This window comes from Arcobacter sp. L (assembly GCF_000284235.1).
GTDB lineage: Bacteria > Campylobacterota > Campylobacteria > Campylobacterales > Arcobacteraceae > Aliarcobacter > Aliarcobacter defluvii.
The window spans coordinates 434,121-457,561 of sequence record NC_017192.1 but is presented as its reverse complement, the minus strand read 5'-3'; the positions used below and the strand labels follow the sequence as shown (position 1 = coordinate 457,561).

Annotated in this window: 23 protein-coding genes; 18 read left to right on the top strand and 5 right to left on the bottom strand. The window is 27.3% G+C overall.

The annotated features are described in order from the left end of the window. Positions 1-3 precede the first annotated feature (3 nt). The 5 genes from ABLL_RS14620 (at position 4) to ABLL_RS14610 (ending at position 7,319) form a co-directional block, all read left to right on the top strand. Positions 4-1,341: a diguanylate cyclase gene (locus ABLL_RS14620; protein ID WP_014473186.1), complete on the top strand. Its 1,338-nt coding sequence runs from the start codon at positions 4-6 to the stop codon at positions 1,339-1,341. Positions 1,342-1,457: 116 nt separating this feature from the next. Next, positions 1,458-3,617, top strand: a complete 2,160-nt coding sequence (locus ABLL_RS14615) for a PAS domain S-box protein (protein WP_014473185.1) — start codon at positions 1,458-1,460, stop codon at positions 3,615-3,617. Then, entirely contained in the window at positions 3,614-5,725 is a 2,112-nt protein-coding gene (locus ABLL_RS02385; RefSeq protein WP_014473184.1) for an ATP-binding protein, read from the top strand. The genes ABLL_RS14615 and ABLL_RS02385 overlap by 4 nt, the downstream gene beginning before the upstream one ends. Next, positions 5,718-6,764 carry an HD domain-containing phosphohydrolase gene (locus ABLL_RS02380; RefSeq protein WP_014473183.1) on the top strand — a complete coding sequence of 349 codons (1,047 nt, stop codon included), beginning with the start codon at positions 5,718-5,720 and terminating at the stop codon, positions 6,762-6,764. Before ABLL_RS02385 ends, ABLL_RS02380 begins: the two co-directional genes overlap by 8 nt. Before the next feature lie 6 nt (positions 6,765-6,770). Beyond that, the gene (locus ABLL_RS14610; RefSeq protein WP_050989842.1) at positions 6,771-7,319 is read left to right on the top strand and encodes an SCO family protein; all 549 of its coding nucleotides are present in this window, start codon (positions 6,771-6,773) and stop codon (positions 7,317-7,319) included. A 5-nt stretch (positions 7,320-7,324) separates the two neighbouring features. On the opposite strand, the gene ABLL_RS02370 is transcribed toward ABLL_RS14610, so the two are convergent. Genes ABLL_RS02370 through ABLL_RS02355 form a run of 4 tightly spaced genes read right to left on the bottom strand, consistent with a single transcriptional unit; the run spans position 7,325 to position 9,548 of the window. Beyond that, positions 7,325-8,017 carry a class I SAM-dependent methyltransferase gene (locus tag ABLL_RS02370; RefSeq protein WP_014473181.1) on the bottom strand — a complete coding sequence of 231 codons (693 nt, stop codon included), beginning with the start codon at positions 8,015-8,017 and terminating at the stop codon, positions 7,325-7,327. Next, positions 8,017-8,625 carry an ATP phosphoribosyltransferase gene (hisG, locus tag ABLL_RS02365; RefSeq protein WP_014473180.1) on the bottom strand — a complete coding sequence of 203 codons (609 nt, stop codon included), beginning with the start codon at positions 8,623-8,625 and terminating at the stop codon, positions 8,017-8,019. The genes ABLL_RS02370 and hisG overlap by 1 nt, the downstream gene beginning before the upstream one ends. Next, entirely contained in the window at positions 8,603-9,247 is a 645-nt protein-coding gene (locus tag ABLL_RS02360; RefSeq protein WP_050989841.1) for a type III pantothenate kinase, read from the bottom strand. The genes hisG and ABLL_RS02360 overlap by 23 nt, the downstream gene beginning before the upstream one ends. Then, on the bottom strand, positions 9,216-9,548 hold the full coding sequence (locus tag ABLL_RS02355) for a hypothetical protein (RefSeq protein WP_014473178.1): 333 nt from the start codon (positions 9,546-9,548) through the stop codon (positions 9,216-9,218). The genes ABLL_RS02360 and ABLL_RS02355 overlap by 32 nt, the downstream gene beginning before the upstream one ends. 110 nt (positions 9,549-9,658) lie before the next feature. Between ABLL_RS02355 and ABLL_RS02350 the strand changes: the two genes are divergently transcribed. Together ABLL_RS02350 and ABLL_RS02345 are read left to right on the top strand one after the other, a co-directional pair. Next, the gene (locus ABLL_RS02350) at positions 9,659-10,432 is read left to right on the top strand and encodes a threonine/serine exporter family protein (RefSeq protein ID WP_014473177.1); all 774 of its coding nucleotides are present in this window, start codon (positions 9,659-9,661) and stop codon (positions 10,430-10,432) included. 1 nt (position 10,433) lies between these two features. Beyond that, positions 10,434-10,904, top strand: a complete 471-nt coding sequence (locus tag ABLL_RS02345) for a threonine/serine exporter family protein (protein WP_014473176.1) — start codon at positions 10,434-10,436, stop codon at positions 10,902-10,904. A 26-nt stretch (positions 10,905-10,930) separates the two neighbouring features. On the opposite strand, the gene ABLL_RS02340 is transcribed toward ABLL_RS02345, so the two are convergent. Then, on the bottom strand, positions 10,931-12,742 hold the full coding sequence (locus tag ABLL_RS02340) for a menaquinone biosynthesis decarboxylase (protein ID WP_014473175.1): 1,812 nt from the start codon (positions 12,740-12,742) through the stop codon (positions 10,931-10,933). Positions 12,743-12,832: 90 nt separating this feature from the next. Between ABLL_RS02340 and ABLL_RS02335 the strand changes: the two genes are divergently transcribed. From ABLL_RS02335 to ABLL_RS02285, 11 genes are all read left to right on the top strand, one after another. After that, positions 12,833-14,005, top strand: a complete 1,173-nt coding sequence (locus ABLL_RS02335) for a MalY/PatB family protein (RefSeq protein WP_014473174.1) — start codon at positions 12,833-12,835, stop codon at positions 14,003-14,005. A 132-nt stretch (positions 14,006-14,137) separates the two neighbouring features. After that, a complete protein-coding gene (locus tag ABLL_RS02330; RefSeq protein ID WP_014473173.1) occupies positions 14,138-14,500 on the top strand; it encodes an NADH-quinone oxidoreductase subunit A in 363 nt (120 codons plus the stop codon). Continuing rightward, on the top strand, positions 14,491-15,006 hold the full coding sequence (locus tag ABLL_RS02325) for an NADH-quinone oxidoreductase subunit B (protein ID WP_014473172.1): 516 nt from the start codon (positions 14,491-14,493) through the stop codon (positions 15,004-15,006). Before ABLL_RS02330 ends, ABLL_RS02325 begins: the two co-directional genes overlap by 10 nt. Beyond that, on the top strand, positions 14,999-16,633 hold the full coding sequence (locus tag ABLL_RS02320; protein WP_014473171.1) for an NADH-quinone oxidoreductase subunit D: 1,635 nt from the start codon (positions 14,999-15,001) through the stop codon (positions 16,631-16,633). The genes ABLL_RS02325 and ABLL_RS02320 overlap by 8 nt, the downstream gene beginning before the upstream one ends. Then, entirely contained in the window at positions 16,633-17,118 is a 486-nt protein-coding gene (gene nuoE / locus ABLL_RS02315; RefSeq protein ID WP_014473170.1) for an NADH-quinone oxidoreductase subunit NuoE, read from the top strand. The genes ABLL_RS02320 and nuoE overlap by 1 nt, the downstream gene beginning before the upstream one ends. Then, positions 17,108-18,358, top strand: coding sequence for an NADH-quinone oxidoreductase subunit NuoF (gene nuoF / locus ABLL_RS02310; protein WP_014473169.1), 1,251 nt, complete (start codon positions 17,108-17,110; stop codon positions 18,356-18,358). Before nuoE ends, nuoF begins: the two co-directional genes overlap by 11 nt. A gap of 31 nt (positions 18,359-18,389) precedes the next feature. Next, complete coding sequence (locus ABLL_RS02305) at positions 18,390-19,676, top strand: citrate synthase (RefSeq protein WP_014473168.1); 1,287 nt, start codon at positions 18,390-18,392, stop codon at positions 19,674-19,676. A gap of 32 nt (positions 19,677-19,708) precedes the next feature. Further along, positions 19,709-21,145: a 2Fe-2S iron-sulfur cluster-binding protein gene (locus tag ABLL_RS02300; RefSeq protein WP_014473167.1), complete on the top strand. Its 1,437-nt coding sequence runs from the start codon at positions 19,709-19,711 to the stop codon at positions 21,143-21,145. Next, positions 21,142-22,416, top strand: coding sequence for a complex I subunit 1 family protein (locus tag ABLL_RS02295; RefSeq protein ID WP_014473166.1), 1,275 nt, complete (start codon positions 21,142-21,144; stop codon positions 22,414-22,416). Before ABLL_RS02300 ends, ABLL_RS02295 begins: the two co-directional genes overlap by 4 nt. 1 nt (position 22,417) lies before the next feature. Next, complete coding sequence (locus ABLL_RS02290; protein ID WP_014473165.1) at positions 22,418-22,918, top strand: NADH-quinone oxidoreductase subunit I; 501 nt, start codon at positions 22,418-22,420, stop codon at positions 22,916-22,918. Further along, the gene (locus tag ABLL_RS02285) at positions 22,918-23,439 is read left to right on the top strand and encodes an NADH-quinone oxidoreductase subunit J (RefSeq protein WP_014473164.1); all 522 of its coding nucleotides are present in this window, start codon (positions 22,918-22,920) and stop codon (positions 23,437-23,439) included. Before ABLL_RS02290 ends, ABLL_RS02285 begins: the two co-directional genes overlap by 1 nt. Positions 23,440-23,441 lie beyond the last annotated feature (2 nt).

The following is a 23,441-nucleotide window of genomic DNA, read 5'->3' as shown; positions in this document are numbered from 1 at the left end:
GCTATGATGCCAACTATTGAAGAAATTGCTGTTAAATCTATTTTATCAATAGAAATAACAAAACCTCTCAAAGAAGCCATAAATAAAATGGCTTCTTCAAATCTTAGAAATATAGTTGTTATTGAAAATACTCCTGTTAACCATAAAAACTTTTATTTACTTACTATTTCTGATTTAATAAATTATAAACTAGATAATATTGATGAAAAAATTTTATTAAAAGACTTAAAACTTACAAAAGCAAAAATTTTAAAAAAAGATTTAAATATTTTAAATGTTTTAAATGAAGTTGAAACAACTGATAAATATATGGTTATAGTTGAAAATGATGAGTTAATTGGAATACTATCATACACTGATATTATAAATAATATCGACCCTAAAATTTTGATGAAAAAACAGACTATTGCAACTTTGATTTTACAATATAAAGCAACAACAACCTATGAGAATACATCAACAATTCAAGCAATAAAAATGATGAAAGATAATAATAGTGATTCTATTATCATAATTGATGATGACCATAAACCTATTGGAATTTTTACTACTAAAGATTTTATAAATTTGATTCATAAAAACTCTAATTTACATAAACCTATAAATTTATATATGAGTAAACCTGTTTATACATTAAGTGAAAATTCTACAATTGCAGAAGCAATTGATTTTATTAGAGATAAACATTTTAAAAGAATTGTTGTTACAAATGAGGAAGAAGAGATAACAGGTATTTTAACTCAAAAAGAGTTATTGAGAATAATTTATAATAAATGGATAGATTTTATAAAAGAAGAAGGTAATAGAATTTCTAAAATGAATGAAGAATTACTTTCAAAAGCTTCAATGTTAGAAGAAAAAGCTTCATTTGATTTTTTAACAAAACTTTATAATAGAAGAAAATTTAATACTTTTTTAGAGTATGAAATTTCAAAAGCAAATAGATATAAAGAAGAATATTTGTCACTATTACTTGTGGATATTGATTACTTTAAAAATGTAAATGATTATTATGGTCATTTAGTTGGAGATAATATTTTACAAGAAGTTAGTAAAATATTGACAATTTGTTCAAGAGATACAGATATTGTTGCTCGTTGGGGCGGAGAAGAGTTTATACTTATGCTTCCACAAACAAATGTTGAACAAGCTTTTTTGGTTGCACAAAAATTAAGAGCAACAATTGAAAAACACAAATTTGATGAAGTTAAACATATAACTTGTTCTATTGGTGTTACACAATTCCAAAAAAATGAGGATAAAGATACTTTATTTAAAAGAGTCGATTCCGCTTTATATAAAGCTAAAAATGCAGGTAGAAATAGAGTTGAGATAGGTTAAAAGAAACATTATCACATCAATTTAAAACAAGATTTGTCCTATTTTAAATACATATAAGAATTATTGATATAAAATGCCTTTTATCTATAGAAATAATTTTAGAAAAGAACTTATCAATGAACTTTACAAGCAAACAGATTTGGATTTTTATAACAAGTATTACATTTTTTGCAACTCTTATATATATTGATTTTACATTTGCAAAATCTAACTATTTAAACAGTAAAAATGAAGAGTTAGAAAGACACTTTAACTCTTTTTTATCTTTTAGAAAAAATGTTAGTGATTTATTAATTGAAAATATAATAAACAATCCGCAAACAAAAGAATTAATGAACAAAGTTAAAACTGACCCTAACAATAGAGAAAAGTACAGAAAAGAATTAGAAGAACTTTTTACTAAAAAATATGAATATTTAAAATCAAAAGGTTTTGATTATTTTCATTTTCAAGATACTAAAGGAAATAGTTTTTTACGTTTTCAAAAAACTTATAAATATGATGACTCTTTGATAAAAGATAGAGTTTCAATTTCTAAAATTATCAAGGAAAAGAAATCTATCTCTGGACTAGAAACAGGAACATCAGTGCAAAAATATAGATATATTTATCCAATATTTTATGAAAATAGTTATGTTGGTTCAGTAGAAATTTCAACTTCATTATCACAGTTACTTAAAAAATTAGACTTTCAATTAAATGAAAATTATCTATTTATTACAAAAAAAACAATTATTGATAAAATGTTAAATGAAGATTCAAAAAAAGAACAATATTTTGATTCTTTGATTGATGGCTATTATATAAATAAAGAGTTTGATAAAAATAATTTTTCTGATATTGATTTAAAAGAACTAGGACCTTCTTTAAGTTATAAACTACAAAGTGATAAATCATTTTCTTTAATGACTATTAATGGATTTTCAACAAGTACCATTTATTCTTTTTTGCCTGTAAAAAATATTAATAATGAAATTGAAGGTTATTTAATTTCACAAGAAGAAACAAATGGAATAAATCAACTTATTCGTACACAAATCTTTTCATTTTTAAGTTTAGCCTTGCTAATTTTAGGTGGTATTAGTATTTATCGTCATTTACAAAAACGAAATGATGAAAATAAAAAGATTTTTGAACAATATAAAACTATTATGGATCAATCTGTTATTGTTTCAAAAACTGACCCAAAAGGAATAATAACTTATGTTAATAATCAATTTTGTAAAATTAGTGGTTATTCAAAAGAAGAATTAATTGGGAAATCACATAATATTATTCGACATAATGATTCAACAATTCCTTTTTTTAGACAAATGTGGAAAACTATCTTAGCAAAAAAAATCTGGCAAGGTGTAATAAAAAATCGTTCAAAAGATGGAAAAGATTATTATGTTCAATCAACAATTGCTCCTATTTTAAATGAAAAGAATGAAATAATTGAATTTATCGCATTAAGAGAAGATGTTACTGATTTTATTGTCAAAAAGAATATTTTCAAATATGAAAAAAATAGAATCAACAATCTTTTTAATCATATCAATGAAATTTTAATAATTAAAAAAGATGATAAATTTGAACAAATTAGTCAAAAATTCTTTAATATTTTTCCTTTTGATAATTTACAAGAGTTTAATTTACAACACCATTATATCTCAGAATTATTTATCTCTAAAGAAGGTTATTTAGAAAATATAAAAAGTGATAAATGGATACAAGATGCAATAAATACTCCTAATAAAATCAATAAAGCCTTAATAAAAGATAAAAATGGAGATTTAAAAACTTTTTGGATTAAAGTACAAAAAGTACCTTATGAAAAAACTTACTATTATCTTTTTACTCTTACAGATATTTCTCTTTTACTTAATGATTCAAATATAAAAAATAATATTAGTGATAAAAATATAGTATCAAGTCATAAAAATTTGGAAGAAGAAAATAAATCAAAAAATATTAATTTATTTTCAAAAATCAAAGAAGACTTAAAACTACCAGATGAAGTTATCATTAATTTAGTTGATAAGTTTATAACAAGTTCAGAAGATAGTTTAATAAAAATGAGAGATTTGATAAAAGATAACAAAATAGAAGAGTCTAAAATACTTGTTCATAATATAAAAGGTTCTGCTTCAACATTAAGATTTCAGGAAATTTCAGTAATTGCAGCTTTAATTGAGTCTGAACTTGAAGAAAATAATATAGAAAATACTTTAGAAAATATTAAAAAAATTGAGCAACTATTAAATAATATTAAAGATTATAGAGAAAACAAATGACAATAAGAAAATTTTTTGATTCATTAAAAAATGAACCCAAATATGATTTAACACCAGAATATTTAGTTGCAGATAAAGTAATGATGTGGATAATTCTTGCACATGCATTTGTTGCTATATTTATCACTTCACAATTTTATGAAACATACTCTTTAGGAATTATTTGTAGTGGTATAATCTTAACAATTACTGGACTTGCTTATATTACACTTGCAGGTTCTTTGTATTTTAGATTAATTATTGCAACTGCTTTAATGTTTTTTTCTGCTATTTTCATTCAACAGCATTTAGGTCGAATAGAAATGCACTTTCATGTTTTTATTGGACTTGCAATTTTAACAATATATAAAGATTTACGTCCTATGCTATTAGCTAGCTTAGTAATAATAATTCATCATTTTATGTTCAATTATTTACAACAATTAAATTTTACAATTGATGGTAATCCAATTATGGTCTTTTCTTATGGTTGTGGAATTGAATATGTAATTTTGCATGGAGTTTTTGTTGCATCAGAAGCATTAGTATTGAGCTACATAATCATCTTATCAAAAAATCAATTTTTAAATATGAAAACTCTTCAAATAGAAGCACAAAAAAGTCAATCTAAAGCTATTTCAGCTGAACAAATAAAGAGTGAGTTTTTAGCAAATATGTCACATGAAATAAGAACTCCAATGAATGGAATTATAGGATTTACACATTTAATTCAACAAACAAATTTAAATGAAGAACAAAAACGATATATCAGTATTATTGAATCTTCAACGCAAACTCTTTTACAAATTGTTAATCAAATACTTGACTTTTCAAAAATAGAGAGTGAAAAAGTAGAATTAGACCTTATTTCTGTTAATCCATTTGTAGAGTTTGAAAGTGCTCTAACAATTTTTATTCCAATAGCTAATAAAAAAGAGATTAATTTTAATATCGATATTGATCCTTCTATATATGAGTGTATTGTAATTGATTTACTGAAACTTAAACAAGTTTTAACAAATTTAGTTTCAAATGCTATAAAATTTACCTCATCAGGAGGAACAGTATCAATTACAATAACCAATATGGCAACATATGAAAATACACAACACCTTAAGTTTAGTGTTTCAGATACTGGTCTTGGAATACCAAAAGAACGTCAACAAATTATTTTTGAAGCTTTTACTCAAGTAGATAGTTCAACAACTAGACGTTTTGGTGGAACTGGTCTTGGACTTAAAATTAGTGCTTCTTATGTACGTTTAATGGGAGGAAATATTCAAGTAAATAGTACAGTTGGGAAAGGAAGTACTTTTGAATTTGAATTAGATGTATCAAAATGCAATATTTCTTCACCAATTTCATCACTGTATACTAAAAATGAGATAATTGTTTCAAAAGAAGTATTAGAGACTTACCCAATATTGGCAAATCAATTGAAACAACTCCATCTTTCTTATACATCAATAAATTCTGAAGAAATAGCTTCAATGTTAAATTCTAATAATGAAAAAGTAATTTTAGCAAATGAAATAAAATATTTAGATAATTGGCTTAATATACCACATAAACCTAAAGTTATTTTATTAGGAGTAAACTCTGATAAAAATGAATATACAGCAACTGTTAATTTTATAGAAAATTACGATCATTCTACTTCAACTTTATATAATTGCTTAAGAAAACTTAACGTTGTACATGGAATGATTGAAGAAAAAGGTAAAAAAGATAAACCTATATTTGATTTATATATTTTAGTTGCTGAAGATTATAGTATCAATCAAATGTTAATTGGAGAAATTTTAAAAGGTTATGGAATAAAATATGATATTGCTGAAAATGGTAATGAAGCAGTTGAAATGGCACTATTAAATAATTATGATCTTGTACTTATGGATATAAATATGCCTGAAATGAATGGAATTGAAGCAACTAAAAAACTTAGAGAAGCATTTGATGATACTTTACCTATTGTAGCATTAACAGCTAATGCAGCTGAAGGAGATAAGAATTATTTTATCTCTATGGGAATGGATGATTATTTAAGTAAACCAATTAATCCAACTGAGTTAGAAAATGTTTTAAAACGGTTCGGGAATTGGCAAGTAATAGGAAAAAATGATGAATAATATTTATATAATTTCAGTCGATGATGAACCAATGAACATTATGCTAATAGAAGAACTTTCAAAAGCAATGGGGAAAGAGATAATTCTTCAATCTTTTTTAAATCCAATAGATGCATTAACTCATATAATCAGTAATCCTGTTGATATTATGATTACAGACTTTATGATGCCTGAGATGAATGGAGCTGAACTTATCGAACGTGCGCGTATCTTACAACCTGAAATTTTAAGTATAGTTATAACTGGTGCAGGAGATAATGAAAATCTAAAACTACAAGCTTTAAAAGCAGGTGTAAATGATTTTTTAACAAAACCTTTACATATTAGTGAATTTCAATTGAGAATTAAAAATTTGATTACTCTTAAAAAATCACAAAAAATTCTTAATCAATTTAACGATGAATTACAAAATGAAGTGAAAAAAGCAACTGAAACATTAATTTCAAGAGAATATGAAACTCTTTTAGTATTATCAAAAACTGCTGAATATAAAGACCCAGAAACAGCAAGTCATATTTCAAGAGTTGCACACTATTCTAAACTTTTAGCAAAACATTATGGATTAGATAAAGAAAAACAAGAAAAAATATTTCATGCATCACCTCTACATGATTTAGGAAAAATTGGAATAAGAGATGATGTACTTTTAAAACCAGGAAAACTTGATGAAAAAGAGTTTGAACACATGAAAACTCATCCAATAATTGGATATGAGATTTTAAAGGGAACTAAAAATCCTTTTTTAGAAGCAGGAGCTATTATCTCACTTACGCATCATGAAAAATTCGATGGTAGTGGTTATCCAAAGGCTTTAAAAGGTGAAGAAATTCATATATTTGGACGAATCACTGCAATTGCAGATGTATTTGATGCACTTACTTCAAAACGTCCATATAAAAAAGCTTGGAGTTTTAAGGAAGCATTATCTTTTCTAATAGAACAAAAAGGAAAACATTTTGATCCTACTCTTATAGATTTATTTATTTCAAACATTGAAGATGTAAAAGAAATTTATCATAAATTTGATAATGAAAAATAATATTTTATGATTAAACGTTTTCTAGGACCAATAATATTATTTACTATTATTGTCATCTTTTTTTTATTTCCATTTGCAGCAACTTGGATGAATAAATCATTAAGTGAATTAACAATTAAAAATTCACCTCAAGAACCTTGGTTTTTAAAAGAAGAAAAAGCTAAATATGTTTTAGTCTATTTTGGATATGTTGGATGTACAACCATTTGCATACCATCTCTAAACGAAATACAAAAACTTTATAAAAAAATTGATGAAAAAAAGATTAATCTACCATTTTATTTTGTTAATATAGATCCCAAACTACCTTCAAATTTACCTGAACATTACATAAAAAGTATTGATTCAAGATTTCATGGAATTTATAATGATTATCAACAATTAAATAAACTAAAACAAGATTTTAATTTAGCTATTCAAGAGAGTAAAATTGAGATATCTCACTCTTCAAATTTATATCTATTTAAGAAAGAAAATGAAAAATATAAGTTATATAAAATTTATATTACACATCCATATGATGAAGAGCTTCTACTTAAAACTCTTCAAAATTGAAAGCTCTATTTTTTACAAATAAATATCAATTTATCTGCTATTTCATCAGTATGAAGGTTAAACTCTTTTATTTCAATTAGTTCAAATCCAGTTTCTTCTAGAACTTTTGTTAAAAACTCTTTTGAGTGATACTCTTGAATTATTGAATCTTGTTCTTTTGAAAATAGACCATTTTCGTGCTTTTCAAATAAAGTTATATCTGTTTGAAGTTTTTCATCTTCAAAGTTTGCATCAATTGCAATAAATTTATCTTCAACATCAATTGTGATACAACCTTGTGCTATCTCATCAAAACCAAAATATGAATTAACGTCAAAAATAAAATATGCCTCTTTATTTAAGACAAAATAAATTTCTTTTAGAAAAGTTTTTAATTCTTCTTTTGGAATATAATTTAAAACATCAAATATCGCTGTTGCACAATCAAATTTTTCTTTTACATCTTTTAAAGCAATTGCTTGTGCATTTAAACCTTTTGCTTGGCAAACTTTGATTTGCTCCACACTTAAATCAATTCCAAAATATTTCTTTTTATTTACTTTTAAATTCTCTAAGAAATATCCTTGACCACAACCAATATCAATAATATTGTCTAAATCATTAGTCATAACAAATCGTAAAAACTCTTTGTGTAAAGTATAAACCTCTTCTTCGAAATCTAAAAAAGGTTCTATCTTAGCGTATAAATCTAATCCCATTATAAGTGTACTTCTATTTTTTCTTTTAAATCTAAGATTAAATCTTTTTTAGCATAAAATGAGTTTTTATTTGCAATTAAATGTGCACTACTCTCCATGATAGTTGGTCCTACTTCAAGACCATTTTGTTTCATTGTTTCACCTGTTTCAACAATATCAACAATACAATCACAAAGTCCAACTAAAGGTGCAAGTTCAATAGAACCATAAAGTTTGATAATCTCAACTGCCATTGCTTTTTGTTCAAAATATTTTTTAGCAATTTTTTCATGTTTTGTAGCAATTGTGATTTTACTTTTGTCAAAATTTAGTTTTTCACCACGTCTAAGTCCAAATGCAACTTTACACTTTCCTAGTTCTAAATCCAAAAGTTTGATTAGGTCATACTCTTTTTCTTCTAAAACATCAAGTCCAACAACTCCTAAATCAGCAGCTCCGTGCATTACATAAGTTGGTACATCTTGATTTCTTACATTTAAAAAAGTAAATCCACTTTTTTTTAGTATTAATTTTCTATCTTCAAAAACAAACTTTTCACCAAAAGCTTTTTCAAATTTATCAAGAGTCTCCTCAGCAATTCTTCCCTTAGGCAATGCAATTGTTAGCATCAATTATCCTTTTCATATTCTCAAATATTAAATCTTTTTTATATGTACTATTTTCAAAATATTTACTTAAAAGCTCTCCATCACCACCAGTAAATATTATATTTTTATTTAAACTTACTTCTTTGATAGGTAAAATGATAGATTTTAGCATAGCATATTGTATAGCATCAAACGTGCGAAGCGGTATTTTATCTAAATTTATATTTTTTTCAAAATCAAACTTTAATTTTTTTGAAATTTTTGGATAACTTTTCATAAATCTTCTTAAACCTAAAAGAATAAATCCACCTTGATGTTGTCCATTTTCCATAACATCAACTGTTATTGCACTTCCTGCATCAACTATCACACAGTTATCTTGAAAGCTACAAGCTACTGCTCTATCTATTCCTAAACCTTGATATGCTGTAGAAAATTTCAAGAATTTATTTATATTTTTAGCGTGAGGATTTTTTTTAAGTAACCTTTTTGTAGCTTTTTCATTTACAGATACAAAATAAATTTCATCATCAAACTTTGGAACTTTTTCATCTAAAAAATATTTTTTGTGTTTATCACGTATTAAAAAATGATAAGTTGTATTTCCAATATCACATAAAATCAACTCTAACACTCCAATCATTTTGTTTTAAATACTCTTTTGCTTTTGAGCAAAGAGGACTTGAAATCAACAATTCTCTTTTCTTAAAGTTATGTCCTAAAAAAGTTGCTAATTTCTCACATAATTCCATCAAATCATCAGCATTTTTTCTTATAAATCTACTTTTTGAATCTACTATAAAAATAGCATAAAATTTAGAATCAATAGTAGTTGCACTATAAATATCTATTTTTTTTCTTGAATCTAATTCTTTTGGAAAAATTTGTTTAATCTCTTTAAAAAGTATATTTTTATTTGTATAGTATGTTGTTAGTTCTTTCAATATCTTTCCTTTATCGTATAGATTATATCCAATAAACTCTTTTAAATTATCACAATTTTGACATATGAATTAGCTATAATAATAACAAATTTATAAACATCAAAGAGAAAATGAACAACTTAAGTTATCAAGAACAAACAATTATCACAAGAGGTATCATAAAAGCTGCTGTTTTAATGAGCGAATTTGGAGCAGAATCTATTTTGATAGAACAAGGAGCTCAAAGATTAGGTAAAGCTTTGGGAGTTGATTCTGTTGAAATTTCATTAATTCCTTCAGCCATCGTATTAACAACTTTACATAATAATCAATCAGTTACAACAACAAGAAGAGTTCATCATAAACCAATAAATATGTCAATAGTTTGTGAAATTCAAAAAATTATAATTGATATAGAAAAATATGAACATGATGTAGAATATCTTGATGAAATTTTGAAAAATTTCAAACCTAAATATTATAATAGATGGCTCGTAGTTTTTATGGTAGGATGTGCTTGTGCTTCATTTGCATATTTACAAGGTAGTGATACAAGTGCTTTTTTTATAACATTTTTGGCTTCAAGTACAGCGATGTTTGTAAGACAAGAATTAGCAAAAAGAAAATTTGTTCTAATTATTACTTTTGGAGTTACAGCCTTTGTAGCAACTATGATTGCAAGTCTTTCCCAAATAAGTGGAGTTAGTGCAACTCCTAATATAGCACTAGCATCAAGTGTTTTATTGCTTGCTCCTGGATTTGCCTTTGTTAACTCATTTCTAGACTCTTTAAAAGGTTATTTGATGATGGGTTGGGGACGTTGGATGGATGGAGTACTACTTACAATTGCAACTTCAATTGGAATAATCATTGCTATGGCTATTTTAAATATGAAAGGTTGGTAAAATGACAGAAATAATAGTAAAAATGCTCATTGAATCTATATTTGCAAGTGTTGCAGCTGTTGGTTTTGCCATGGTTTTTAATGTACCAAAACATACTTTGGTTTATTGTGCATTTGGTGGAGCAATTACTTATATAGCAAGAACAATGTTTTTACACTTAGGTTTAGGAATTGAAATATCAACTTTTTTAGCTTCAACTTTTATAGGAATTGTTGCTCTTAGATGGTCAAGAAAATATCTAATACCAAGACCTGTTTATACTGTTGCTTCAATTATTCCCATGATTCCTGGAACTTATGCATTTGCAGCGATGATTAGTTTAGTTGATATGAATAGTCATGGAGTTACAACTGAATTAATAGATATTTTTATTAATAATGGATTAAAAGCAGTTTCTATTTTGGGAGCTATTAGTTTTGGTTTAGCATTACCATCTTTATATTTTATGAGATTAAATAGACCAATTATTTAGTAAAGAGAAAATCTCTCTTTACCTTTTTATAAATAGAATTTTTTTATAAACTCATCACTTATATCAATAATCTTTCTCTCTCTTAATGACTCAATAACCTCTTTTGTACAATCAACATCATCAGGCCATCTTCGTTTAAAATTATCATGAGCATTTTTATCAGTTGCATCTAAACACATAGTATGACCATCAATAAATAAATCTCTATTTGAATCGATATTATTACAAACTCTCCAAACTAACATATAAGGATTAGTTACATCATTTTTAGCACTATCTACGATTATTAAAATTTTAATATGCTCAAATAACGGTTTTAACTCTTCAAAAAGATATTTTTGATTTCTAATTTTTTCTACACTAATTACGCAAATTGGATTTTTTGTATCTTTGAAATATTGTTTTAAAGCTTTTACTTCATTTGAAATATTTTGCATTTTTTGAAGTAATTCATCATCTTCTAAAAGTGTAATTCCAAGTTCAGCAACTTCATCACCAGTACAATCAAGTCCTAGTTTGCCACCAACTGCAAACTTTGGAGATGAATGGTCAAGGGCATCAACTACACCTTTTGAAACTAACATATCTTCAATATTTATTCTATTTAAAATATATTTTGAAATCTCTTCATGTGAAGTTAGTTCAGGTGCATCTTCATTTACAAAAATTGCATGTTTAACAAAACTCATTTGCCCTACTCCCCAAAATGCATGCATCATTTGACTTGCATGTCCAGGATAAAGTGTTTTAATTTTTGCAACAATTAGATTGTGGAAAACTCCATTTTCAGGCATGTAATAATCTATTAAATCAGGAGCTGTTGTTTTTAATAATGGTAAAAAAATTCTTTCTGTTGCATGACCCATATATTTATCTTCAAGTGGCGGTTTACCAACAACGGTCGCTAAATATGTAGGATTTTTCTTACTTGTAATTGCCGAAACTTCCATAAATGGATACTCTTCTTCAAGTGTGTAATATCCAGTATGGTCTCCAAATGGTCCTTCAATTCTCATTTTTGAAGGATCAACAAAACCTTCGATAATAAAATCATTATCTTTTGGAACATAAATATCATTCGTAATTGATTTTACAAGTTGGGCATTTTTGTTTTTTACAAAACCATAAAGCATAAGTTCAAAAATTCCTATTGGAAGCGGAGCTTGCCCACACCAAATATACATAGGATCACCTCCTATTCCAATTGATACTGGCATTTTTTTACCAGCTTTTTTATACTCATGGAAGAAATGATTTGAGTCTTTATGAATTTGCCAATGCATTCCTAAAGTTTGGTCATCATAAACTTGAAGTCTATACATTCCAAGGTTTTTTAATTCTCCATTTAAAGAAGTCGTGTACACTTGCCCCATTGTAATAAAAGGACCTCCGTCTTGTTCCCAAGTTGTAAGAATTGGTAAATCAGAAAGTTTTGCATCACTTCCTAATTTTATAACTTGTTGACACTCACCTTTTCCTTTTAATTTTTTAGGAATAGTATTTTTTAGAGCAAATAATTTTCCAAAAGTAGATAACTTTTCGCTAAAAGTTGTTGGTGGCTTCATTTTTAAAAGCCCTTCAATTTCAGCTCCAATTTTATCCCCATCTCCAATAAAAAGTCTTACAGCTTTTTCATTACAAAAAACATTCATCAAAACTGGTATGTCAAATTTTTTATTATTTTTTTTATCTACAACATTTGTAAATAGTAAAGCTTTAGAATCCTCTTTTTTCACTTCAATATAAGCAATATGTGGAATTTCTAAATATATATCTAATTCATCATCGATAACTCTTAGCAAATTATTTTTTTTTAATAGTTCAATAGCTTCTTTCATTTTTCCCTCAAATTCAATTCATCAGTTAATTAAGTTGAAATCTTATATCATTTTATCAATAAAATATAGTTTATAATAGAGGTTTTAAGTATGATTAATAATATTGAATATAATTTCGATGAAGAAATAAATAGAAAAAATACAAATTGTGCAAAATATGATGGTTTAAAAAAATATTTTGGATATGAGGATTTAAATCCTCTTTGGGTTGCTGATATGGATTTTAAAACTCCAGCATTTATAAACGATGCGATTATAAAAGCAGCTCAAAACTCTTTATATGGTTATAGTGTTGATACACCTGAACTTTATGCTTCAATTATAAATTGGCAAAAAAATGAACATGATTGGAAAATTGAGCAAAAAGATATTTTTATGATAAACGGTGTAGTTCCAGCTTATAGTGCTTGTATTGAAGCATTTAGTGAAGTTGGTGATGAAGTTATTGTTCAAACTCCAATTTATCCACCACTTTTCAAATGTGTTACAGCAAATGAAAGAAAAGTAGTTGTAAATGAATTAAAAAAAGATGAAAATGGTTATTACACTATGGATTTAGAAGATTTAGAAAAAAAAATAACTTCTAAAACAAAAATTCTAGCACTTTGTTCTCCTCATAATCCAGTTGGTCGTGTTTGGAGTAAAGATGAACTAGAAAAATTGGCAAACATTTGTATAAAACACAATATTATAATAGTTTCAGATGAAATTCATAGTGATATTACTTTTAAAAAATTCACTCCACTTGCTTCTATTTCAAAAGAGATTGCAAATCAAACAATTACACTTAATAGTGCTGGAAAAACTTTTAATATTGCAGGTCTTAATTGTGCATATGCAATAAGTAAAAATGAAGAAATTTTAAATAAATTTAAAAAAATTGCAATTAAAAGAGAGATAAATTCAATTAACTTTTTTGGTTATGTTTCAACAAAAGCAGCCTATGAAAATGGTTCATTATTTGTAAAAGAATTAAAAAGCTATATAATGAGTAATATCTTATTTACAAAAGATTATTTAAAAAATTCTAATTCAAAAATAGATTTTTTTATACCTGAAGCAACTTATTTATTGTGGCTTGATTTTTCAAGAACCTCACTAACGCATAATGAAATAAAAAATAAATTACTTACAAAATGTAAAATTGCACTAAATGATGGTGTTTCTTTTGGTAGCAATGGAAATAAATATTTTAGATTAAATACAGCATTAACGCAGAACGCCCTAAAAATAGCCTTAGAACAATTATTAAAAGAATTTTAAAAATATCTAGCAAATAAAGTATTACCTTTTTTCTCACTATTTTTATAATAGTTTAGAAATAGGGAAAAAACTTTATTATGTACATAAAAAAAGTGTACAATCATTTAATAATATTAATAAATAGGGGAAAAAATGTCAACTGAATTAATATTGGCTTCTGTAATTTTTGTTTCTATAGGACTTATTCTTTCTGGTGTATTTGTTTTAACTAGATTCATTGGTCCTAAAAATGAAAAATCAGAAATAAAAAATAGTGTTTATGAAAGTGGTATTACAAATCCAATTGGAAATACAAATATCAGATTTTCTGTAAAATTTTATTTAGTTGCCATTTCCTTTTTATTATTTGATGTTGAAATTATTTTCATGTTTCCTTGGGCTGTAAATGTTGAGCAATTAGGATATTATGGACTAATCAAAATGTTTATATTTATGGGACTGTTATTTGCTGGATTAATTTATATCTATAAGAAAAAGGCTTTATTATGGGATTAGGGGTTGAATCAAAACTAGGTGATAGCATAGTTACAACAAAACTTGATCACGCTATAAACTGGGGAAGATCTTATTCTTTATGGCCTATGGCATTTGGTACTGCTTGTTGTGGTATTGAATTTATGGCTGTTGCTGGTTCTAAATATGATTTATCAAGATTTGGAGCTGAAGTTGTAAGATTTTCTCCAAGACAAGCAGATTTATTAATAGTTGCAGGAACAATATCATACAAACAAGCTCCTATTTTAAAAAAAATCTATGAACAAATGTGTGAACCTAAATGGGTTATTTCAATGGGAGCTTGTGCTTGTAGTGGTGGCTTTTATGATAACTATACAACTGTTCAAGGAATTGATCAAATTATTCCAGTTGATGAATATATTGCAGGTTGTCCACCACGTCCAGAAGCAGTACTTGATGCTATTATGAGAATTCAAGAAAAAGCAAAAGATGAATCAATTTTAAAAGATAGAGTCAAAGATTATAAAGGATTTTTAGATGTTTAATTGTGATATGTTAATCGATTCTAAAGATTTAAAATCGACTATTTTTAAACTTAAAAATGATGAAAACTACACTATTTTACTCGATATTACTGCTGTAGATTATTCAAAATATCCAGATATTACACCTTCTAGATTTGCTGTAGTTTATATATTAAGAGATTCAACTTTTAAAAAACAAATTTCTATTAAATCTTTTGTTGATGATAATACTTTAGAGATAGATTCAATTTGTGATTTATATGAATCTGCAAATTGGGCAGAAAGAGAAACATATGACCAATATGGAATAAAATTTGTTGGTCATCCTAATTTAAAAAGAGTTTTAAATCATCATCAATTTCTAGGACATCCTTTAAGAAAAGATTATGAAACTACAAAAGGACAAATTTGTACACAAACTGAAGATTTGATGGATGAAATGCTTCCATTACTAAAATCTAAAGGTTATAATGACGAAGAGATAAAAGATTTAATGCTTCTAAATGTAGGTCCTTCTCATCCAGCATCACATGGAACAATTAGAAATTTTGTTGCTATGGAAGGTGAAACAATTACAGCTTGTGTAACGGAAATTGGATATTTACATAGAGGATTTGAAAAATCTTGTGAGAATCATACATATTCACAAATCATTCCATATACAGATAGATTAAATTATTGTAGTGCAATTTTAAATAATATTGGTTATTCAAAAGCTGTTGAAGAGATGTTAGGAATTGATATAACTCCAAGAGCTAAAATGATTAGAATAGTTATTGGTGAACTAAGTAGAATTATCGACCACTTAGTTTGTAATGCTGCAAATATGGTTGACCTTGGTGGACTTACAAACTTTTGGTACCTATTTGCTCCAAGAGATAAAGCTTATGAATTATTATCAAAATTAACAGGTGCAAGACTTACAAATACTTACACAAGAATTGGTGGTTTAGAATTTGACTTGTATGATGGCTTCAATGAAGATTTATTTGATGTTTTAAAAGATGTTGAAACTGCAATAAATGATGCATTATCACTAATCGCTCATAATAAAATCTTTTTAGATAGAACTCAAGATGTGGGTGTGATAAAAGCAGATTTTGCACTAAAAAATGGAATTTCAGGACCAAATTTAAGAGCAGCTGGTGTTGCTCATGATTTAAGAAAAGACAAACCATATTATGGTTATGAAAACTTTGATTTTGATATGATAATTGGAAGTCATGGTGATGTTTATGACAGAATGATGTGTAGATTTGAAGAGATGAAACAATCTATTAAAATTATAAAACAAGCTATGAAAAATCTTCCTGATGGTGCTATAAATGTTAATGCTCCAGGAATATTACTTCCTTCAAAAAAAGATGTTTATGGAAATATTGAAGGTTTAATGAATCAATTTAAACTTACATTTGAAGGAATTCATGTACCAAAAGGTGAGTACTATTCTTCAACAGAAGCTGCAAATGGAGAGTTAGGATTTTTTATAGTTAGTGATGGAAGTGGAAGACCTTATAAAGTAAAATGTAGACCACCATGTTTTTATTCATTAGCTGCTTATTCAAAAATTGTTGAAGGTGGAATGCTTGCTGATGCAGTTGTAACAATGGCAAGTATGAATTTTATTGCAGGGGAGTTTGATAGATAATGAATACATTTGAATACACACCTGAAAATGAAATAAAATTTCAAGAATATGTATCAAGATATCCAAAAATTGATTCTTGTATGTTACCAGCACTTTGGTTAGTTCAAGAACAAATTGGATGGGTAAGTCCTGAAGCTATGATTTATATAGCACAAAAACTTGGGAAAACTCCTATTCAAGTGTATGAAGTTGCAACTTTTTATACTATGTTTAATTTAAAACCAATAGGAAAATATCATATTGAACTTTGTAAAACTGTCTCTTGTATGTTATGTGGTAGCCGTGAATTAAAAAAACATATAAAAGAAACGATAGGTATTGAAGCTGGTCAAACAAGCGATGATGGATTATTTACACTAACAGAAGTTGAATGTCTTGGAGCTTGTGGTGGAGCACCTATGTTTGCATTAAATGGAAAGTATCACGAAAAATTAACTAAAGAAAAAGTTGATGAGATTATAAAGGAGTGCAGAAATGATAACTAAAATTGTAAGTAAAAATTTCGATATTCCTAATTCTCATAAATTAGAAGTAGCTCTTGCAAATGGTAGATACTCTTCTATAGATAAATTATTTTCAATGACTCCTGATGAAGTTACACAAGAAGTTGTAAAATCAGGACTTAGAGGAAAAGGTGGTGGTGGAGCTGCGTGTGGACCAAAATGGGAATTAATGCCGCCAGTTGATGAACGTCCTAGATATTTAATAGTAAATGGTGATGAAAGTGAACCTGGAACTTTTAAAGATAGACAAATTTTTCAATATGACCCTCATCTTTTAATTGAGGGTATTATTTGTACATGTTATGCTTTAAGTGCACATCATGCTTATATTTATATAAGAGGCGAATATAAATTCTTTATTGATAGAGTAAATGCTGCAATAAAAGAAGCCTATGAAGCTGGAATCATTGGAGATAAAATCATGAATAAATATGATTTTAAACTTGATATTACTGTTCATAGAGGTGGAGGTGCATATATTTGTGGTGAAAAATCTGCACTAATTGAATCACTTGAGGGGAAACGTGGACATCCAAGACTTAAACCACATGGAAAAGAGTGTGAATGGTTCTTCGATAATCCTGCAACTGTTAATAATGTAGAAACAATAGCTAGTGTTCCAAATATTGTAGAAAATGGAGCACAAGGTTATACTAAATATGGAACAGAAAAATCACCAGGAACAATGTTATTTGCAATTTCAGGACCAGTTAATAATCCTGGTGTTTATGAAATGGCATATGGTAATAAGATGATAGATTTTCTTAATATTCTAGGTGGAGGAATGATTGAAGGAAAAAAATTAAAAGCAATTATCCCAGGAGGTTCATCTTGTCCAATACTAACCGCTTCTGAAGTTGAACGTGCAGTATTAGACTATGAATCAATGGGAGATATTGGTTCAACTTTAGGTACAGGAGGAATGATAGTTATTGATGAAGATACATCTATGGTTGATGTAGCAAAAAATATTATTGAATTTTATCACCATGAATCTTGCGGTCAATGTACACCTTGTAGAGAGGGTACAGGATGGATAGATAAGATTTTGAAAAAAATCTTAAGTGGAGATGCTTCAAATGAAGATTTAAAAACTATACTTGATGTTTGTAATACTATGAATGGAAAAACAATTTGTGTTTTTGCACCAGCAGTAAAAGATATCATTTCAAGTATTATAAAAAAATTCCCAGACGAATTTAAAACATATTTAAAAAACTAAAATTTAATTTATTTATAGGAGAAAAAGAATTATGGCAAAAAACACAATGACATTAACAGATAATAGAAATGGTAAGTCATATGAGTATAATATTATTGATGGTACAAGAGGACCAAGTGTTGTAGATATTTCTACATTTTATAAAGATTCAGGTATGTTTACTTATGACCCAGGTTATACTTCTACTGCTTCTTGTGAATCAAAAATCACATTTATTGATGGTGAAAATTCAGAGTTAAGATATAGAGGGTATGACATTGCTGATTTAGCTGGAAAACACTCTTTCTTAGATGTTTCTTATTTATTAATGAGAGGAAAACTTCCAACTCCTGAAGCTTCTAAAAACTTTGATTTAGAAATTAGACATAGATCTTTCTTAAATGAAGGAATTATTAGATTATTTGATGCTTTACCAGATGGTGCACACCCAATGGCAACAATGGGAGCAGCTACTATGGCACTTGCAGCATTTTATAAAGATCACTTACATTTAGAAGATGAAGAACAATTTAAAATGATGAGAAGAAGAATCTTAGCTAAAATGCCTACAATTGCAGCTATGGCTTATAGAAATTCTATTGGTACTCCATTAATTTATCCAGATGTAAATAAATATTTCACTGAAAACTTCTTATATATGTTAAGAGCATATCCAGGTGGTAGAATGAAATATTTAGGTGATGGCAAAAATCAAGAGATTAGACAAGTTGAAATTGATGCACTTGATGCAATCTTTACTTTACATGCTGATCATGAACAAAATGCTTCTACAACAACAGTTAGAAATGTTGGTTCAACTGAAGCTCACCCTTATGTTGCTATTGCTTCTGGTATTTCTGCATTATGGGGTTCTGCTCATGGTGGTGCTAATGAAAAAGTTATGGATCAGTTAAAATTAATCGGTGATGTTAAAAATGTTCCAACATATATTGCAAAAGCTAAAGATAAAAATGATCCATTTAGATTAATGGGATTCGGACATAGAGTTTATAAAAATAGAGATCCAAGAGCTGAAACATTAAAAGGATTACAAGATAAATTAAGAGAAGAATTAAATCTTGATTCTAAATTATTAGATGTTGCTGCTGCTGTTGAAGAAGCTGCATTAAAAGATGATTACTTCAAAGAAAGAGGATTATATCCAAATATTGACTTCTATTCAGGTGTAATTTTAACTGCTCTTAAAATTCCTGTTGAAATGTTTACTCCAATCTTCGTTATTGGAAGAACTCCAGGATGGTTATCACAATGGTCTGAATTGAAACAAGATCCAAAACATAAAATTGCAAGACCAAGACAGTTATATACAGGTAACTAAGAAAAAATAAACTTAAGTTGAAAGGGATATATATGGCAGAGATAGTTAATATTACAATCAATGGCGTAGAAATGCAAGCTACAAAAGGTAGCTTGTTGATTGATAAATTACTGGATGAAAATGTTCATATCCCTCACTTTTGTTATCATCAAGCATTGGGCAAAGATGGAAATTGTAGAATGTGTATGGTTGAAATTGAAGGTCAAAAAAGACCTCAAATTGCTTGTGATACTCCTATAAAAGATGGGATGATTATAAGAACAAAAGGTGAGAATATCGAGAAAGTAAGACGAGAAATTCTTGAACTTGAACTTATCAATCATCCTATTGATTGTCCAACTTGCGACCAAGCTGGAGAATGTAAATTACAAGATTATTACATGGAATCTGGATTTTATGAATCAAGAATAAATGTAAATTCTAAAAATCATGCAAGAAAAAGAGTTGATATTGGTTCTAATGTAATGCTAGACCAAGAAAGATGTGTACTTTGTACAAGATGTGTTAGATTTTGTTCAGATATTACAAAAACAAATGAATTAGGTGTTATAAGTCGAGCTGATCACTCAGTTATTGGAATTTTTCCTGGTCGACCTTTAAATAATCCTTATGCCATGAATGTTATTGATTTATGCCCAGTTGGTGCTTTAACGAATAAAGATTTTAGATTTAAACAAAGAGTTTGGTTTTTAGAAACTTTCGATGCCATTTGTAATGGTTGTTCAAAGGGTTGTAATATTTTTGTTGATCATAGAAAAGAAAAATACAAAGATGACCAAATTTTTAGATTTAGACCAAGAGTAAATAGAGCAATAAATGGTTGGTTTATGTGTGATGAAGGGAGATTATCTTACTCAAAAGAGAATGATAATAGATTTGAGATTCCTTTAGTAAATAAAAATGAAACAGATATAAATAATACAATTGCAAATATTTTTAAAGAATTAACTACAAATAAAAATATCCTAATGGTATTAAGTCCAAATCTTTCTTATGAAGAGATGTTAAATGTAAAAAATTTAGCAAGAAAATTAAATATAAATTTATCAGGATATTCACCAAATACATTTGATGAAAATTTTGCTGATAATTATCTAAGACAAAATGATAAAACTTCAAATAGAGCTTCTTTTAAAGAACTTGAAATTGATGAAACAGAAGAATTTTTTGAAGATAGTTTAAAAAATGCTTCTTTAGTGTTTATAATTGAAAATGATTATTTTGAGAATAATATAAAATTATTAGAAAATAAAAAAATTATCTCTTTTTTTAGTCATTTATGTCTTACTATTGGTTATTCAAATATTGCTGTTCCTGTAGCTTCTTTTTATGAAAAATCTGGAACTTATACAAATTGTGATGGAATTAAACAAAAAGTTATTTCAAAAATGAATAAAAATAATCCAATGAAAACTATAACAACAATAATAGAAAATTTAAAATCTATGATTGAAAAAGGAACTCTATGAGTAGCACAATTATAATTATAGTAAACATTGTAATAGCTGTATTATTAGCTGTTGGATTAACTCCTTTATTTGTTTGGTGGGAGAGAAGAGTCTCAGGACTTATGCAAGATAGAAGTGGTCCAAATAGATGTAATATTGGACCTTTTAGATTAGGTGGATTAATTCAAAGTTTTGCAGATATGCTAAAACTTGTTTTTAAAGAGGATTTTACCCCTTCACATATTAGATACAAGTTTTTCTTTACAGTTGCTCCTGTAATTGTATTTTTATGTTCTTTTTTAACTTTTGCAGTTATTCCTTTTGCTGATGTTTTAGTTATAGATGGAAAAGAAAATATCATGCAAGCAATTCCAAATCAACTTGGAATTATGTGGTTTATTGCATTTGCAGGACTTAGTGTTTATGGAATAATTCTTGGAGGTTACTCATCAGGAAATAAATATGGACTTTTAGGTTCAATTAGAGCCAGTGCACAAGTTATTTCATATGAAGCAGCTATGGGACTTGCAATTATTTCTATGATTATTTCTTATGGTTCAATTCATCTAACTGATATGGTAAATGCTCAAAGTGGAACTTATCTTGGTTTTATTCCAATGTGGGGAATTTTTGTACAACCACTTGCTGCAATAATTTTTATTGTTTGTTCTTTTGCAGAAACAAATAGAGCGCCTTTTGACTTAGCAGAAGGAGAATCAGAATTAGTTGCAGGATATCATACTGAATATAGTGCAATGAAATTTGGTCTTTTTCAAGTTGGTGAATATGCAGCAATGAGTGCATCAAGTGCTTTAATTGTAACTCTATTTTTTGGAGGATATCAAATCCCTTGGTTAGATACACAAGCTATTCAAAGTAATATAAATTATGTTATCCTAGCAATCATAATAATTCTTCCATTAAAAATATTCTTCTTCACAAGATGGATGAAAAAAAACAATAAAGCAATAGGTGAAAATAAAAGTAGAGAAAAAGAGACAAAAATTTTAACGGTTGCATTTTGGTCTATTTGTTTTGTTTTAATCGCTCTTTTAATCTCTTTTTTAATTACAGGACTTGGAACAAATGGTGTAAATATTACAACTGCTGTAATTCAAGTAGGAACATTTTTAATCAAGTTTTTTATGATGGCATTTGTTTATATTTGGGTAAGATGGACTGTTTTAAGATTTAGATATGACCAATTACAGATGTTGGGTTGGAAAGTTTTAATTCCATTAGCTCTTTTAAATATCGTAGTTACTGCGATTATAGTTGTGGTAGGAAAATAAGATGGCAATAAAAGTAGTACCAAGATATGGAAAATCATTTAAAGATAAATTATACTTACCTGCAATTGCAGGAGGAATGAAAACAACTTTCAAACATTTCATAAAAAATTTAACTGATATTGACAATTTAAAAACTATGCAATATCCAGAAGTTCAACCAACTGATTTAAACGAAAGATATAGAGGTGTTCATAGGCTCACAAAATTTGATGATGGAACAGAAAAATGTGTTGCTTGTTATATGTGTGCAACTGCATGTCCTGCTGAATGTATTTTTATTGAAGCAGAAGAGAGATTTGATGAACACAATGAAAAAAGACCAAAAGAGTTTAAAATTGATTTATTAGAGTGTGTATTTTGTGGATATTGTGTTGAAGCTTGTCCTTGCGATGCAATTAGAATGGATACAGGAATTTTTTCATTTACAGGTTCTAAAAGAGAAGATTTTGTTTTAGATAAAAAAGCTTTAATGGCTAATGAAAGAGCAAAGGATTTGAAATAATGGCTGATTTAATTTTTATTGCCTTAGCATTTTTTGCAATAACAGGCGCTATTGCTATGATAGTTTATAAAAGTCCAATGTACAGTGCACTTGGTGTATTAGTTACAATGCTTAGTGTTGCTGGGATGTTTGCCCTTTTAAATGCAACTTTTTTATTTTTAGTTCAAATAATAGTTTATGCAGGAGCTATTATGACACTAATTCTTTTTATTTTAATGTTTTTAAATATTAAAGATGAAGATTTACCAAATGAACCAAATAAATATAAATTAATTGCTTTAGGTACTGCTATAATGATACCTCTAAACATTCTTGTTTTAAAAGCAATTTCAAATCTTCCTTCAAAAGATTTATCAATTAGTGATAGTGATTTTGGAGCTATAAAACCTGTTGGATTAGAACTTTATAATAATTGGATTATCTCTTTTGAATTAATCTCTATTTTACTTTTAATTGCATTAATTGGTTCAGTAGTTCTTGCTAAAAAAAGAAAATCTAAATTAAATAGCAAGGAGGATTAAGT